Raw genomic sequence first — 14,881 nt, 5'->3', positions numbered from 1 at the left:
TCGGCGCGGCGCTCACCACGGCCACAGCGTCGACGCGATCGACAGCGACAGCGCCACGCACAGCGGCGAGTAACACAGGCTGTCCATGCGCGCGAAACGCGACCCGCGAACCCGCTTGAAGAAGCCGACGTAGCGGAAATCGCCGACCGCGCGCACCGCGAAGATCAATGCGAGCGCAACGACCGCGAACGCGATCGCGCCCGGATACAGGTTCGGCCACAGCCATCCCGCGCGCGACGCCACCGCGCTTGCGCCGGCCAGCAACGCCGCCGCGACGGCGAGCGTGCCGAGCGCGGTCGGCCGCAGCAGCGGTACGCCGTCCTGTTCCGGAATGGCCGCCCGCTTGCCGAGCCGTCCACCGAATGCCCAGTAGAGGTGAACGAGTGCGATCGCACAAAGCGTCGGCACGCTGAAATACGCGCCCGTCATGTCGGTAAGGGTCCTGGTCTCATCGTGTCATGGTGTCGTGATCCAGCCGGAAGGATGCCGGCGCGCGGCCTCGTTCCGCGCCACACGAGACGATACCCAAACCGGGTGCCGCATGCATTGCGACGTCCGGTCGCAATACGCCATGCCGCGTGTTGCGGTGCAGTGCGCGCGCACCGTCGCATCGGGCCGCCGCTTGACTTCCCTCCGGGCACCGCTACCCTTTTATTCCAGTACGGCACTCGAACCGTGCATGCGCGACCGTCGCACACGTGCCGTTCGCCGGCACGCATGGTCGAATGATCGCGGCGCGCGCGGGCACGACAACAATGACGAATACCCATGGAGGCGACTCATGCTGATCGGTGTGCCGAAAGAGATCAAGAACCACGAATACCGCGTCGGCCTCACTCCGGCCGGCGCACATGAACTCACGCGGCACGGCCAGCGCGTGCTCGTGCAGCGCGGCGCCGGCACCGCGATCGGCCTGCTCGACGACGACTACACGGCCGCCGGCGCGACGCTGTGCGACGACGCGCGCGACATCTTCGCGCGCGCCGACATGATCATCAAGGTCAAGGAGCCGCAGGCGGCCGAGTGCGCGATGCTGCGGCGCGGACAGATTCTTTATACGTATCTGCATCTCGCGCCCGATCCCGAGCAGGCGGCAGCGCTCGTGAAGTCCGGCGCGGTCTGCATCGCGTACGAAACCGTGACGGGCCCCGGCGGCGGGCTGCCGCTGCTCGCGCCGATGAGCGAAGTCGCGGGACGCATGTCGATCCAGGTCGCGGCAACGCACCTCGAAAGCCCGCGCGGCGGCCGCGGCGTGCTGATGGCAGGCGTGCCCGGCGTGCCGGCCGCGCACGTCGTGGTCCTCGGCGCGGGCGTGGTGGGCACCGGTGCACTGCAGATGGCGGTCGGCCTCGGCGCGCGCGTCACCGTGCTCGACACGAACGTAGGCCGGCTGCGCCAGCTCGACCTGGTCTTCGCGAACCGGATCGCGACCGTCTGCTCGAACGCGCATACGATCGACGAAGCCGTGCGCGACGCCGACGTCGTGATCGGCGCGGTGCTCGTGCCGGGCGCGTCGGCGCCGCGGCTCGTCACGCGCGACATGATCGCGACGATGCGCACGGGGGCGGTCGTCGTCGACGTCGCGATCGACCAGGGCGGCTGCTTCGAGACATCGCATGCAACGACGCATGCGCAGCCGACCTTCGTCGTCGACGGCGTCGTGCATTACTGCGTCGCGAACATGCCCGGCGCGGTCGCGCGCACGTCGACCTTCGCGTTGAACAACGCGACGCTCGGCCATGCGCTCGCGCTCGCCGACAAGGGCTGGAAACGCGCGATGGCCGACGACCCGCATCTGCGCGCGGGCCTGAACGTATGCGACGGCCACATCACGTACGAGGCCGTCGCGCTGGCGCTCGGACTGCCGTACGTACCGGCGGAAGACATGCTGACCTGACTTCGGCGCGCGTGACGGCGCGCCCGTGCGCCGTCACGCGTCCTTCGGGCGGCCGCGCCTCGGCGAGCTGCTCGTGCCGCTCGCGCCCATCGCGCGCGCCAGCAGTGGCCGCAGTTGCGCGAGCGTGCGCGTGTTGAGCACGTCCTGTCGCGTGAGCCACCCGCGCCGCGCCTGGCCGATACCGTATCCGAGGTGGTCCAGATCGTCCGCGCACTGCGCGTCCGAGCCGATCGCCACCGCGACGCCGGCTTTCGCGGCCTCGCGACACCAGACGTCCGGCAGATCGAGCCGCCTCGGATCGCCGTCGAGTTCGACGAAGCAATGGCGCGCGGCGGCCGCGGCGAGCACGCGCGGCATGTCGAGTTCGCATGCGTCGCGTTCGCCGAGCAATCGGCCGGTCGGATGCGCGAGAATCGTGAAATACGGATGCGCCATCGCTCGCAGGATCCGCCCGGTCTGCGCGTCGCCCGACAGGTCGAAGCCGTCGCGCACCGCGCCGACGACGAGGTCGAGCCGGCCGAGCACGTCGTCGGGCACGTCGAGACTGCCGTCCTCGCGAATGCCGGCCTCGACGCCCTTCAGCAGCACGAAGTCGTCGAATGACGCGTTGAGGCGGTCGATCTCGTCGATCTGCCGTACGAGCCAGTCGCCATCGGTGCGGCCGCCATCGGTATCCGGCGTGCGATCGGTGACGGCCAGATACGCGAGCCCGCGCGCACGCGCCGCGTCCGCCATCGCGCGCAGGCTGTCGCGTCCGCCCGACGCATCGGTATGCGCATGCAGATCGCCATGAACGTGCTTGCGTTCGACCAGCGCCGGCAGCGCGCCGGCGCGCGACGCGTCGATCTCGCCGCGGTCCTCGCGCAACTCGGGCGGCACCCAGTGAAGGCCGATCGCCTCGTAGACGGACGCCTCGGTCGCACCCGCGATTCGTTCGTCGCCGCGGAATACGCCGTATTCGTTGATTTTCAGACCGCCGGCCAGCGCGATCCGGCGCAATGCGATGTTGTGCGCCTTCGAGCCCGTGAAATAGACGAGCGCCGCGCCGAACGCGTCGGCGTCGACGACGCGCAGGTCGACCTGCAGTCCGTTGCCGAGGACGACGCTCGAACGGGTCTTGCCGTTCGCGAGCACGCGCGCGACCTCGCCATAGCCGACGAATGCATCGGCCACTGCGGTCGGATCGCGCGCCGTCACGAGGATGTCGAGATCGCCGACCGTCTCGCGGCAGCGGCGAAAGCTGCCGGCCGGCACCGCTTCACCGACGCCGGCCACGTTGCGCAGGCGCTCGAGCAACGGCATCAGCGACTGTGCGGCATCCGGCAGCAGGAAGCGCTGCGGCTCGCGCTTCAGGCGGTCGTCGATCGCGTCGATCAGGTGCGCTTCGGTCTTCGCGCCGAAACCCGGCAACGCGCGTACGTGCCCGCTCTTCGCTTCGGCGCGCAACTGTTCGAGCGAGTCGACGTGCAATGCATCGTGCAGCGCCTTGACGCGTTTCGCGCCGAGCCCCGGCACGTCGAGCAGTTCGACGATCGCGTCCGGCAACGCATGGCGCAGCGTTTGCTGCAGTTCGCAGGTGCCGGTCGCGGCGATCTCGCGCAGCTTCGCCGCGAGATCGGCACCGATCGACGGAATCCGGCCGGGATCGCCGCCGTTGGCGATCATCGCCGGAATGTCGCGCCCGTAGTCGGCAATCGTGCGGGCCGCGTTGCGATAGGCGCGCACCCTGAACGGGTTGGCGCCCTGGATCTCGAGCATGTCGGCGATTTCGGCGAAGACGGCCGCGCACTCGGCATTGTGGATCGGCATGATCGGCGTGGCTCCCTTCCACGTGGATGGCGCCGTGCGCTGGCGCGCCGGCGCCTGCCCGCCCGGCGCCGCATGTCGACGGCGGTGGGCGCCCGTTGGTCATCCTGCGCCAATTGCCCGTGTCGTGCCGCGCGGGGCACACCGCGTGCGCGGCCCCTGCACCGACGTCAGAGCGATGCGCGCGGTGTCGTCGCGTAGCGACGCTCGTACAACGACTGGCAATGCGTGCAACGCTCGGCGGTCGGGCGCGCGAGCAGACGCTCGTAGCCGACCGGCGCATCGCAATCGATGCACTCGCCGTAGCTGCCGTCGCGCATGCGCTGCTGCGCGCGCCCGACCGCACGCAACTCGGCCAGCTTCATCCCGATCAGCGCGTGATCCATGTCGACGAACAGATCGGCGTTCGCCTCGTCGCCCTCGTCCGGCGCCGCGCCGGCAAGCTCCGCATAGGACTCCGACGCGCGCTGGTCCTCGCTCGCCCGGATATCCGCCCGCAACGCCTGCTCGCTCTCGGTCAGCCGCCGCTGCAACGTCTGCTGTTGCTCTTGATCGAGCGCCATCGCCGTCCCTCCTTTTCCGGGTTCCGCGCAATGAGGCATGTGGCGCGGTTGTCGCGCCGGGCACGGCGTGCCGGGATGCCCGGCTCGCCGTGCCCGGATGCGCGTCCGGCCACACCAAGCGCCGGATGCATTCGACGCAGCATAAACCCAATGCACACGCCTGTGTTGACCGGCATCAGCGCCCGCCCCGGGCGTGCGAAAACCGGGGACCGATTCGACGACCCGCGCGGCCGCATTCGTCTGACGCACCCGCCGTTGAGGTCGATCAATCCCCTGTAAAAAGTTGCGTCATAGATTGAAAGCATGTGCGGCGCATCCGCTGCTTTCCGGGAGAACCTCATGTTGTTCGGCGTCGTCATCTGGGTGGCCCTTGCGGCCCTGTTCCCGACGATGGTCGTGCCGACGATCCAGCACGCCATCCAGCCGTCGAGCGCGCAGGCCGCGCCCGACGCCAGCCCTGCCACCTCGCCCGCCGCGCTGCCGGCGGCCGCTCAGCCGCCGTCGGCCAGCTGAAGCACGGTTGCGGGTTCGCTGTTGCCGGGTGCGTCGTGTCGACGCCGAGAACAATACCCGAACTATTTCGTACTCCTCTTCATCAGAACGCATTGCGCCCGACGAAGCCGCGCACGACCGTCATCAGGATGATCTTCATGTCGAACCAGAAGCTCCAGTTCTGCATGTAGAACAGGTCGAACTTCACGCGCGCGGCCATCGCCTCGACCTTGCGGGTCTCGCCGCGATAACCGTTCACCTGCGCCCATCCCGTGATCCCCGGCCGCACGCGATAGCGATACATGTAGCAGTCGATCAGTTGCCGGTAGAAGTCGTCATGTTCGATCGCATGCGGACGCGGACCGACCACCGACATCTGGCCGAACAACACGTTGAAGAACTGCGGCAACTCGTCGAGCGACGTGCGCCGCAGGAACGCACCGACCGGCGTGATGCGCGCATCATTGCGTGAGGCCTGTCGCACGACACCGGGTTGTGCGCGATGCACGCGCATCGTCCTGAACTTGAGGATATGGAACTCGCGCCCGTCGGCACCCTTGCGGCGCTGCCTGAACAGGACGGGCCCCGGCGACGACAGCTTCACGGCGATCGCCAGCACCGCAAGCAGCGGCAGCAGCGGAATCAGCACGGTGATCGCGAACAGACGGTCGAACGCGAACTTCGCCCACAGTTCCGGTGCGGAACGCGGCGTGGTCGCGAGGTTGATGGCCGGCATACCGAGCACATCGGTCGCGGATCGCTCGACGACCGCCATCTGCCGCACGTCCGGCAACAGCCGCAACTCGACGAACTCGTCGCGCAGTTCGCGCACGATGCGCTGGATGCGCGACTCGTGCGACAGCGGCAGCGTGAGCCACACTTCGTCGATCTCGCCGCTGCGAATCATGCGCCGCAGCGCGACCCAGTCGTCGATCACCGGCACGCCGCCGATCCCGTCCGCAGCCACCGCGGCCGGTGCATCGTCGTCGAACACGCAGGCCGCCGCGAACGGTCCGGCCGGCTCGAGCTGCATGCGCTCGATCGCCACCCGTCCGTAAGGGGTCGCGCCGACGATCGCAACCCGTCGCTGCCGCGCGCGCGGATCTCCGCGCCTCATCGCCAGCGCGTACAGCGCCAGCCTGCCGAGCAGCAGCGCCGCGTCGCCGGACAGCACCGTCCGTGCGATCCAGCGCGTCGTGACCGTGCCGCCGCGGTTCATGATCCATATCGTGCCGGCCACCGTCAGCGCGCCCGCGCACACGACGGCAACCACCGTGCGCGTCAGCACGGCACCCCTGTCGTGCCGCGACGTCGCACCGCGCGGCACGCGCACGCTGCGCGGCAACAGCGCGACGGTCAGCACGCACAGCAATGCCATCGCGCCGCGTTGCGCGTCCGACAGATCGTGCCACGCGAGCCCCATCGCAGCCTGTGCGGCGAGCGTGCCTGCCAGCACGAGCGCAACGTCGACCGCGGCGATCGCGGCGCGCCGCATCGCATTCGCTCCACCCGCCATCGCATGCATCGTCACGCACCGTGCGCGGGGAATCCGCCGAGCATGTCCTGCACGCGCGGCCGCACCGGCAGCGATCGCGCGCCGGCCCGCGTGCCGAGCAGCCGGCGATAGTCCGCACGAATCAGCTCGTGGCACTCGCACGCCTGGCGTTCGAGACCGTCGCGATCGAGCACGGTGATGCGGCCGCGACGCTGACGGATCAGCCCGGCTTCCTGCAGGTTGCCGGCCGCCTCCGTCACGCCTTCACGACGCACGCCGAGCATGTTCGCGATCGTCTGCTGCGTAACGGCCAGTTCATCGCCGTCGATCCGGTCATGCGCGAGCAGCAGCCAGCGGCTCAACTGCTCGCTGACCGAGTGATGCCGGTTGCACAACGCACCGCGCGAAATCTGCGCCATCATCGCCTGGCAGTAGTTCAGCAGCAGCCGATACGTCGCCGGCGAACGTTCGAATTCGGAGCGCATCACGCAGGTCGGCACGCGGTAGGCCATCCCGCCGATACGGACTTCGACGCGGTTCGATACCGCGGTGCCGCCGACGAGCGTCGCCAGGCCGACCACGCCTTCCCGGCCGACCACCGCGACCTCGACCATCGCACCGTCCTCCATCAGGTGCTGCACCGACATCATGGCGGTCGTCGGGAAATGCAGGTGGCGCATCGGCTCCCCGACACGGTCGAGCATGCCGGCCTTGATCCTGACCAGCTCGAGGTGCGGTGCAATGGCACGGATGCTGTCCTCCGGGAGGGCATCGAGGATGGCATTCGCCGAATAGCTCGAATGAAGATGAAGCATGTCTGTATCCCTTTTATTGTCCGCGCCCGCATGCAGCCGCGTCAGCGGAACTCGTTGTCGCGATGCGCGTCCGGACGGCGACGCGGGTTGCGGCCCACAACCCTCGATCCAATCGACCTTCGGCTTCGCGCCGCCGGATCGAATCGGCAGTCCCGTTTCGACACGCCCGTTCCAATAAGCGATTTACGTGCCAATACCCATTTCATCCTTAATATATAAATGACTGGCGATTTAGAACCCCCGAATTGCCGGCCGAAAACTGCGAAAACCGTCTCATTTTCGGACACCCCTTGCCGCCGCGGACACAGCAGGCAATTCAACTGATCAATCACCATCGCGCGCGCAGCGACGCCAGCAGCAGCGCGCGAGCGCTTATCGTTCAAATACTTACGCCTCGTTTTCAATTGTTTCCGTGACATCTCACACGATGCCCGCGCAGCCCACGACACCTGAAATGATTGTTTGAAACTGTCTCAAATATGAATCGACACACTAATTTACGGATTTGTAATCAAACGCACAAATAAAACGCAACCCAATGATTTAATTGGAAAAATATGATTGCAGATCTCGATTGTCAAACAATGTTCAATGCGTTCGAGATATTTTTCTTGCACGACGCACACCGCCGTCCGATTGACTTCCGATCGACGCCGAACTCACGACTTATCCAACAATCGATTGCAGTCGATTAACTCATGAAAACAGCATCTTCAAATCCATATAACGTTTTCATTTGCCACGAATCGTCAAACTTTGTGAAGTGACACGATGCGTAATTTATCGAATTAGATTACGTGCTAGCCTTTTCCCGCCATCGGCATTCGAATTTCGACGAACACAAATCCGCACGCGCGTGCCAAATCCCCGTGGACGGCGCCGCGCGATGTGCGATCGCCCCCTACGAGGATGCGCCGTGACCCACCAGGCCAATGACGCCGTCGCCCACGCGAGCGGCATGATCGAGCTTTCCCACAGCTTCGACGCCAACCGGTTCCTCGCGGCTCTCGACCGCGACGAACGCGCCACGCTGATTGCCAACCTTCAACTCGTTCACCTGAAATCGGGCCAGGTGCTGTGCGAGCCCGGCGAATTGCTCACCGCGGTTTACCTGCCCGTCACGACGGCGATTTCGCTGCAGTACGTGTCGTCCGGCGGCATGACGCTGGAAGTTGCCGAGATCGGCAGCGAGAGCGTCGTCTGCGACGACGTGATCGGCGGCAGCGGCCGGATGCCATGCCGTGCCGTCGCATGCCGCGACGGCTTCGTCTACCGGCTCGACCGGCGCATCTTCGCCGCCGCGTTCGATGCGTCGCCGGTGATTCGCCATCTGGTGTTCGTCTGCGTGCGGCTGCTGATGGCCCAGGTATCGCAGATCACGTTCTGCAGCCGCCATCACGTGCTCAAACATCAGTTATGCAGATGGTTCCTGCTCGCGTACGACCGTTCGCGCAGCATCGAGATCCAGGTCACCCACAGCATGCTCGCGCAGATGCTCGGCGTGCGGCGCGAGACGGTCACGGACGCGGCCGGGGAGATCCAGAAACTCGGCCTGATCCGCCAGTACCGGAGCTCGATCGAGCTTGCCGACCTTGCGGGCCTCGAGAAACTGTCGTGCGGCTGCCGCGCGATCGTGCGCGACGAGATGAAGCGCATCCTGTCGGCCGACTCGAGCGTGACCGCCGCGGCACGCACGTGATGCACACGGCATTTCGGCGCACGCGTGCGATCCAAGTCAGCCGATTGTAGGGTGGCGAACAGAACGCCGTGCGTGCGAATGGTCTACTGATGCCGGACTGCCGGGGGGATGTCAGCGCGCTGTGCGCGTCCGCCCGTGCGGACGACACCACACACGCCGGAGCAGCACGTGAAAAACGCCATCAGAACCATCCTCAAGCACGTCGCCCACCTCGAAGCCGCGATCGATTCGATCGGTGACGGGGACGACCTTTACGAAGCGGGCCTCTCCTCGCTCGACACGATCCAGCTGATGCTCGCGATCGAGAAGCAGTTCAACATCGAAATTCCCGACGAGATGCTGAACCGCAATCTGTTCCGCAGCATCGACGCGCTCGCGGACACGATCGCGACCCTGCAACGCGCCGAGCATTCCGCATGAGCGCGCTGCTTCCCGAACTCGCGGCCGACGACGAATCACGCCGGCTCGACGAGGCCGCGCACGCGGTCGCGCACATCGCCGCCCAGCACGCGGATACGGTCGATCGGGATGCGCGCTGCCCCGTCGAAGCGATCGAGGCCATGCGCGCGCGCCGCCTGCTGAGCGCAATGGTCCCGACCCGGCTCGGCGGTGCCGGCGCTTCGCTGGCCGACATCGCATCGGCATGCTCGATCCTCGGCCAGGCCTGCGCATCGTCGGCGATGGTGTTCGCGATGCACCAGATCCAGGTCGCCTGCATTGTCAACCACGCGGCCGACCAGGGCTGGCACAAGCTGTTCCTGCAGCAGCTCGTCCGCCATCAGTGGCTGCTCGCGTCGGCGACGTCCGAGGACGGCGTCGGCGGCAACCTGCGCGCGAGCCAGTGCGCGCTCGAGACCAACGGCGGCGAATTCCGGCTGCACAAATCCGCGCCGACGATCTCGTACGGCGACTACGCGGACGGCATCCTCGCGACCGCGCGGCGCGACGCCGACGCGCCGGCGTCCGAGCAGGTGCTCGTCACGGTGCTGCGCGACGGCTATACGCTCACACGCCGCGGCGAATGGGACACGCTCGGCATGCGCGGCACATGCAGCAACGGCTTCGTGCTCGACGCGCAGGGCACGACCGAGCAATGCCTGCCCGTGCCGTTCGCGCGGATCGCCGAACATACGATGGTGCCGGTTTCGCACATCCTGTGGGCGGCGGTATGGATCGGCGTGGCCGGCGACGCGTTCCATCGCGCGCACCAGTTCTTCCGCTCGCAGGCGCGCCAGACCGACGGTGCGCCGTCGCCCGCGGCGCGGCGCATCGCCGAATCGCTTGCGCTGATGCAGGCGATGCAGGCCCGCGTCGACAACGTGCTGCGCCTCCATGCCAGCGCATCGCCCCGCTCGTGGTCGGCCGGCATGGCCTGGGCCGCCGAGATCAACACGCTGAAGACCTATGTGTCGTCGACCGCGCTCGAAGTCGCACAGCAGGCGATGATGATCTGCGGGATGGCCGGCTACAAGCACGGCACGCCGTTCAGCATCGGCCGCCACCTTCGCGACCTCCACGCGGCGCCGCTGATGATCAACAACGACCGCATTGCCGCCAATACCTCGAGCCTGCTGCTCGCACTGCGTCCCGCGACGCTGGAGAAACATTCGTGAACGACCGCCTCTCCGTGCCCTCCGCTGCCCCCTCGTCCGACACGCCGCTGGACCGTGCGGGCGTCAATCCGCTGCGCGATGCGCTGATCGATGCGGGCCTGCTCGTGTCGACCGGCATCCAGGGCCTGTTTGGCCGCAGCGAGCAGTTCGAGCGCGTCGTCGAAGCGCTCGACGCCTTCGTCACGCGCCTCGGCGCCGACCAGCAGGCCGAAGTGCTGCGCTTCCCGCCGGCGATGAGCCGAACCGAATTCGAGCGCAGCGAATACATGAAGAGCTTCCCGCAACTCGCGGGCAGCGTGCATGCGTTCCGCGGCGACGAACAGCGGCACCAGCGCGTGCTGCAGTGCCTCGACCGCGGCGAGGACTGGACCGAAAGCCAGAAGCCGACCTACGTCGTGATGACGCCGGCCGCCTGCTATCCGGTCTATCCGGTCGTCGCGCGCGCGGGTGCACTGCCCGGCGACGGCCGCATCGTCGACGTGTTCTCGTATTGCTTCCGTCACGAGCCGTCGCTCGACCCGACCCGCATGCAGCTGTTCCGGATGCGTGAATACATTCGGATCGGCACCCCCGAGCAGATCGTCGCGTTCCGCGCGACGTGGATGGAGCGCGGCACGCGGATGATCGACGCGCTGCGCCTGCCGAACGCGATCGATCTTGCCAACGATCCGTTCTTCGGGCGCGGCGGCAAGATCGTCGCGAACAGCCAGCGCGAGCAGAACCTGAAATTCGAGCTGCTGATTCCGATCGAGTACGACGACCGCCAGACGGCATGCCTGAGCTTCAACTACCACATGGATCACTTCGGGCTGCTGTGGGATATCCGCACCGCGACGGGTGACGTCGCGCACACCGGCTGCGTCGGCTTCGGCCTCGAGCGGCTGACGCTCGCGCTGTTCCGTCATCACGGTTTCGACATCGACGCCTGGCCGGCCGACGTTCGCGACGTGCTATGGGGTGCGCGATGAAATTCGTGTCCCGAGACGGCGAGGACGCGTCGTTCGAGGACGTGCGCCACCGCGCACGCCACTACCGGCCGCATCCGCTGCACAGTCAGGAGATGGTCTGGAAACAGACCAACTGCTACGTCGACATGTGGCTCGAGGTGCTCCGGTGGTGGGGCCTCAACCCGTACGCGGCGCTGCCGTTTACGATCGCGCTCGATTTCGAGGGCGACCAGTTCACGTTCTTCAAGTTTCCGCACGACGAACTGGAGCGGCTGTACGGAATCGTCGTGCAGGAACACTCGATCTACGAGCCGCTCGACCAGCACATCGAGACGCAGGTCGCGCGCGGTCACCTGATGATCGTCGAGGTCGACGCGTGGTTCCTGCCGGACACGCGCGGCAGCAGCTACCGCACGCAGCGTACGAAGACGACGATCGGCATCGACTCGATCGATCGTACGCGCCGCCAGATCGGCTACTTCCACAACAGCGGCTATTACGTGGCCGAGGATTTCGACTACAACGGGCTCGTCGGCGGTAGTTCGCCGCTGCCGCCGTATGTCGAGTGCGCGAAGCGGCGTTTCGCGCCGCTCGACGAGCGCACGCTGTGCGAGGTCTCGCTCGCGTCGCTGCAGCGGCATCTGCGCCGGCTGCCGGTCGTCAATCCGGTCACGGCGTTCCGGCGCCAGTTGCAGATCGATGCGAAATCGCTCGCCGATTCCCCGCTCGAACGCTTCCACGCGTACTCGTTCAATTCGGTACGGCAGCTCGGCGCGAACTTCGAGCTGTTCGGCCACTATGCGCGCTGGCTGCAGGCGAGCGGCTGCGTCGGGCCATTCGCCGAGATTCGAACCGCTTGCGACCGCATCGCGTCCGAGGCGATGGTGCTGGAATTCCGGCTGGCGCGGGCCTGCTCGCGCGGCAAGGAAGAGCGCGGCGACGCGACGCTCGAGGCGATCGAAGCGGCTTACGCCGACCTGATCGACTGTGCGCGCCAGATCACCCCGCCGCTGCAGCACGTGGTGCCCGTTCGCGTCGACGCGGCCCCCGTGCCGTCGATGCGGTGACGCGCGCGCCCGCCGCGCTTGCGTGGTCGATGCTCGCCACGGCCGCGGGTGCCGCGCGCGAGCCGTTTGACCTTCCCGCCGACGGCTGGATCGCCGCCCCCGTCCCCGGCACGGTCGCGCAAGCGCTCACGCTGGCCGGCCGACCCGACGACACGGCACTGCTCGACGAGCGCGACCACTGGTATCGCGTCGAACTGCAAGGGCACGGGCCGCGCGTGCTGCGCTTTCACGGCCTCGCGACGCTCGCCGAGGCATGGCTCGACGACACGCCGATCCTGCGCTCGGACAGCATGTTCGTCGCGCACGACGTGCCCGTGTCGCTCGCCGGCACGCACCGGCTGACCGTCTGCTTCCGCGCCCTCGCGCCGCACCTGCGCGATGCGCGCGCACCGCGCCGTGCACGCTGGCGCACGCGGCTGGCCGAACCGGCGACGTTGCGCACCGTTCGCACGTCGCTGCTCGGGCACATGCCCGGCTGGTTTCCGCGCTGCGTGCCGACCGGTCCGTGGCGGCCCATCGACGTGCTGGACCCTGCCGACGGTCCCGTTCTCGTCCATTGCGACCTGCATGCGCGCATCGACGGCGACACCGGCTGGCTCGATGCGGAACTCGCGTTCGCCGGGCCGCTGCCCGATGCGTTCACGGCCCGGCTGTCGTGCGGCGAACACCAGGCGACGCTCGAACGCAGCGGCGCCGAACGGCTGTACGCGACCGTCGCCGTGCCGAACGTGCGCCGCTGGTGGCCGCACACGCATGGCGAACCGGTGCTTTACGACGTCGCATTGCACGTCGGCGCCGAACGGCGGCCGCTCGGCGCGACGGGTTTTCGCACGATCGAACCGGACGCGGGCGACGACGGCAAGGGGTTCGGGCTGCGCGTAAACGGCGTGCGCGTGTTCGCGCGCGGCGCATGCTGGAGCAGCGCCGCACCGCTCGCGCTGCACGCGGACGACGCGACCTATGGCCGCTTGCTCGGACACGCGCGCGACGCCGGCTTCAACATGATTCGCGTCGGCGGCACGATGACCTACGAGGCCGACGCATTCCATGCGTGGTGCGACCGGCTCGGACTGCTGGTCTGGCAGGAGTTCATGTTCGCGAACTTCGACTACGCGCTCGACGATCGCGCGTTCGCGGACGCCGTTGATCGCGAGGCCGAACAGTTCATGACGCGCCACCGCGCGTCACCGTCGCTCGCGGTGCTGTGCGGCGGCAGCGAGATCGCGCAGCAGGCCGCGATGTCGGGGCTCGGGCCGAGGCAGCGCTTCCTCGAGCTGACCGCCGAGCGCCTCGCCGGCCATGCGGCGGCCCGGCGGCCCGACGCGCTGTACGTCCCCGACTCGCCCGACGGCGGCGTGCTGCCGTTCATGCCGCGCGAGCGCGTGTCGCACTATTACGGTGTCGGCGCGTACCTTCGCCCGCTCGACGACGCGCGCCGCGCCGACGTGCGCTTCGCGAGCGAATGCCTCGCGTTCGCGAACGTGCCGTGCGATGCGATGCTCGCGAGCCTCGGCTGGCCGGGCGTTCATGAGCCGCGGTGGAAAGCGGCCGTGCCGCGCGACCCCGGCACCTCGTGGGATTTCGACGATATTCGCGATCACTATCTGCAGACGCTGTACGACGTGGCGCCCGACCGCCTGCGGCGCGAGGATCCGTCGCGCTACTTCGAGCTGTCGCGCGCGGTGATCGCGGACCTGATGCGGGATACGTTCTCCGAATGGCGGCGCACCGGCTCGCGCTGCGCGGGCGCGCTCGTCTGGCAGTTCCAGGACGTGATGGCGGGCGCCGGATGGGGCTTGCTCGATGCGACGCATCGGCCGAAATCGGCGTGGTATGCGCTGCGCCAGGTACTTCAACCGGTGCAGGTCCTGCTCGTCGACGAAGGGTTGAACGGTCTCGACGTGCACGTGATCAACGAGCGGCCGTCACCATTGTCGGCGGCGGTCGACGTGGTCGCGCTGCGCGATGGCCGCACGCCGGTCGCGCGGGCCGCCGGGCCGGTCCGGATCGCCGCGCACGACACGGTGCGGCTCGATTCGGCCGAATTGCTCGGCCGTTTCTTCGACTGGACCTACGCGTATCGCTTCGGCCCATGCGAGCACGATACCGTCGTCGCGACACTGCGCGCAGATGACGGCACGCTGCTGTCGCAGGCGTTCTACTTCCCGTCCCGCACGCATCCGGCCGTGTTCGCGCGCCGCGAACCCGGCATCGAGGCCTGCGTGTCGCGCACCGGCGACACGTGGCACGTCGACATCGACACGCGCCACGTCGCGCGTCACGTGCAGATCGACGCACCGGGCTTCGTGCCACGCGACGACTGGTTCGATCTCTCGCCCGGCACCCCGGCGCGCGTCGCGCTCGTGCCGCTGGAAAACGCCAACGACCTTCCTGTCGCCGGCGCGCCGCCGACCGTTGAAATCCGCGCGGTCAACGCCGCGCGAACCGTGCGTGCGGCGTTGAGCGGCTGACACGACCGGGACCGGG

The 14,881-nt window shown here is 67.8% G+C and carries 13 protein-coding genes; 8 read left to right on the top strand and 5 right to left on the bottom strand.

Annotation, left to right across the window (positions count from 1 at the left end; genetic code table 11):
- Positions 1 to 12 precede the first annotated feature (12 nt).
- Positions 13 to 429, bottom strand: coding sequence for a DUF3995 domain-containing protein (locus tag DIE06_RS03175; protein WP_124660088.1), 417 nt, complete (start codon positions 427 to 429; stop codon positions 13 to 15).
- Between the two features lie 352 nt (positions 430 to 781).
- Between DIE06_RS03175 and ald the strand changes: the two genes are divergently transcribed.
- Positions 782 to 1,897, top strand: a complete 1,116-nt coding sequence (ald, locus tag DIE06_RS03170; protein ID WP_124660087.1) for an alanine dehydrogenase — start codon at positions 782 to 784, stop codon at positions 1,895 to 1,897.
- A gap of 33 nt (positions 1,898 to 1,930) precedes the next feature.
- On the opposite strand, the gene polX is transcribed toward ald, so the two are convergent.
- Together polX and DIE06_RS03160 are read right to left on the bottom strand one after the other, a co-directional pair.
- A complete protein-coding gene (gene polX, locus DIE06_RS03165; RefSeq protein WP_124660086.1) occupies positions 1,931 to 3,706 on the bottom strand; it encodes a DNA polymerase/3'-5' exonuclease PolX in 1,776 nt (591 codons plus the stop codon).
- 167 nt (positions 3,707 to 3,873) lie between these two features.
- The gene (locus DIE06_RS03160) at positions 3,874 to 4,266 is read right to left on the bottom strand and encodes a TraR/DksA C4-type zinc finger protein (RefSeq protein WP_124660085.1); all 393 of its coding nucleotides are present in this window, start codon (positions 4,264 to 4,266) and stop codon (positions 3,874 to 3,876) included.
- Positions 4,267 to 4,605: 339 nt separating this feature from the next.
- Here DIE06_RS03160 and DIE06_RS38145 point away from each other — a divergent pair, with 339 nt between their 5' ends.
- Complete coding sequence (locus DIE06_RS38145; RefSeq protein WP_185733337.1) at positions 4,606 to 4,779, top strand: hypothetical protein; 174 nt, start codon at positions 4,606 to 4,608, stop codon at positions 4,777 to 4,779.
- Positions 4,780 to 4,861: 82 nt separating this feature from the next.
- Here the strand turns inward: DIE06_RS38145 and DIE06_RS03155 are convergent, their stop codons facing one another.
- Together DIE06_RS03155 and DIE06_RS03150 are read right to left on the bottom strand one after the other, a co-directional pair.
- Complete coding sequence (locus DIE06_RS03155; RefSeq protein WP_185733336.1) at positions 4,862 to 6,253, bottom strand: undecaprenyl-phosphate glucose phosphotransferase; 1,392 nt, start codon at positions 6,251 to 6,253, stop codon at positions 4,862 to 4,864.
- A gap of 32 nt (positions 6,254 to 6,285) precedes the next feature.
- A complete protein-coding gene (locus tag DIE06_RS03150) occupies positions 6,286 to 7,068 on the bottom strand; it encodes a Crp/Fnr family transcriptional regulator (RefSeq protein WP_124660084.1) in 783 nt (260 codons plus the stop codon).
- A 916-nt stretch (positions 7,069 to 7,984) separates the two neighbouring features.
- On the opposite strand from DIE06_RS03150, the gene DIE06_RS03145 reads away from it, so the two are divergent.
- The 6 genes from DIE06_RS03145 (at position 7,985) to DIE06_RS03120 (ending at position 14,865) form a co-directional block, all read left to right on the top strand.
- Positions 7,985 to 8,767 carry a Crp/Fnr family transcriptional regulator gene (locus DIE06_RS03145; protein ID WP_185733335.1) on the top strand — a complete coding sequence of 261 codons (783 nt, stop codon included), beginning with the start codon at positions 7,985 to 7,987 and terminating at the stop codon, positions 8,765 to 8,767.
- 168 nt (positions 8,768 to 8,935) lie between these two features.
- On the top strand, positions 8,936 to 9,187 hold the full coding sequence (locus DIE06_RS03140; protein WP_014899563.1) for an acyl carrier protein: 252 nt from the start codon (positions 8,936 to 8,938) through the stop codon (positions 9,185 to 9,187).
- A complete protein-coding gene (locus DIE06_RS03135; protein ID WP_124660082.1) occupies positions 9,184 to 10,380 on the top strand; it encodes an acyl-CoA dehydrogenase family protein in 1,197 nt (398 codons plus the stop codon). The genes DIE06_RS03140 and DIE06_RS03135 overlap by 4 nt, the downstream gene beginning before the upstream one ends.
- Positions 10,377 to 11,348 carry an amino acid--[acyl-carrier-protein] ligase gene (locus DIE06_RS03130; protein WP_124660081.1) on the top strand — a complete coding sequence of 324 codons (972 nt, stop codon included), beginning with the start codon at positions 10,377 to 10,379 and terminating at the stop codon, positions 11,346 to 11,348. Before DIE06_RS03135 ends, DIE06_RS03130 begins: the two co-directional genes overlap by 4 nt.
- The gene (locus DIE06_RS03125) at positions 11,345 to 12,394 is read left to right on the top strand and encodes a DUF1839 family protein (RefSeq protein WP_124660080.1); all 1,050 of its coding nucleotides are present in this window, start codon (positions 11,345 to 11,347) and stop codon (positions 12,392 to 12,394) included. Before DIE06_RS03130 ends, DIE06_RS03125 begins: the two co-directional genes overlap by 4 nt.
- A complete protein-coding gene (locus DIE06_RS03120) occupies positions 12,391 to 14,865 on the top strand; it encodes a glycosyl hydrolase 2 galactose-binding domain-containing protein (RefSeq protein ID WP_124660079.1) in 2,475 nt (824 codons plus the stop codon). Before DIE06_RS03125 ends, DIE06_RS03120 begins: the two co-directional genes overlap by 4 nt.
- The last annotated feature ends 16 nt before the right edge of the window (positions 14,866 to 14,881 follow it).

This window comes from Burkholderia sp. Bp8998 (assembly GCF_003854235.1).
Classification (GTDB): domain Bacteria; phylum Pseudomonadota; class Gammaproteobacteria; order Burkholderiales; family Burkholderiaceae; genus Burkholderia.
This window is presented reverse-complemented; position numbering and strand designations above follow the sequence as displayed.

Coding starts and splice junctions, on each gene's coding strand:
- DIE06_RS03175 (WP_124660088.1), bottom strand. CDS start 429: ATGACGGGCGCGTATTTCAGCGTGCCGACGCTTTGTGCGATCGCACTC.
- ald (WP_124660087.1), top strand. CDS start 782: ATGCTGATCGGTGTGCCGAAAGAGATCAAGAACCACGAATACCGCGTC.
- polX (WP_124660086.1), bottom strand. CDS start 3,706: ATGCCGATCCACAATGCCGAGTGCGCGGCCGTCTTCGCCGAAATCGCC.
- DIE06_RS03160 (WP_124660085.1), bottom strand. CDS start 4,266: ATGGCGCTCGATCAAGAGCAACAGCAGACGTTGCAGCGGCGGCTGACC.
- DIE06_RS38145 (WP_185733337.1), top strand. CDS start 4,606: ATGTTGTTCGGCGTCGTCATCTGGGTGGCCCTTGCGGCCCTGTTCCCG.
- DIE06_RS03155 (WP_185733336.1), bottom strand. CDS start 6,253: ATGCGGCGCGCCGCGATCGCCGCGGTCGACGTTGCGCTCGTGCTGGCA.
- DIE06_RS03150 (WP_124660084.1), bottom strand. CDS start 7,068: ATGCTTCATCTTCATTCGAGCTATTCGGCGAATGCCATCCTCGATGCC.
- DIE06_RS03135 (WP_124660082.1), top strand. CDS start 9,184: ATGAGCGCGCTGCTTCCCGAACTCGCGGCCGACGACGAATCACGCCGG.
- DIE06_RS03125 (WP_124660080.1), top strand. CDS start 11,345: ATGAAATTCGTGTCCCGAGACGGCGAGGACGCGTCGTTCGAGGACGTG.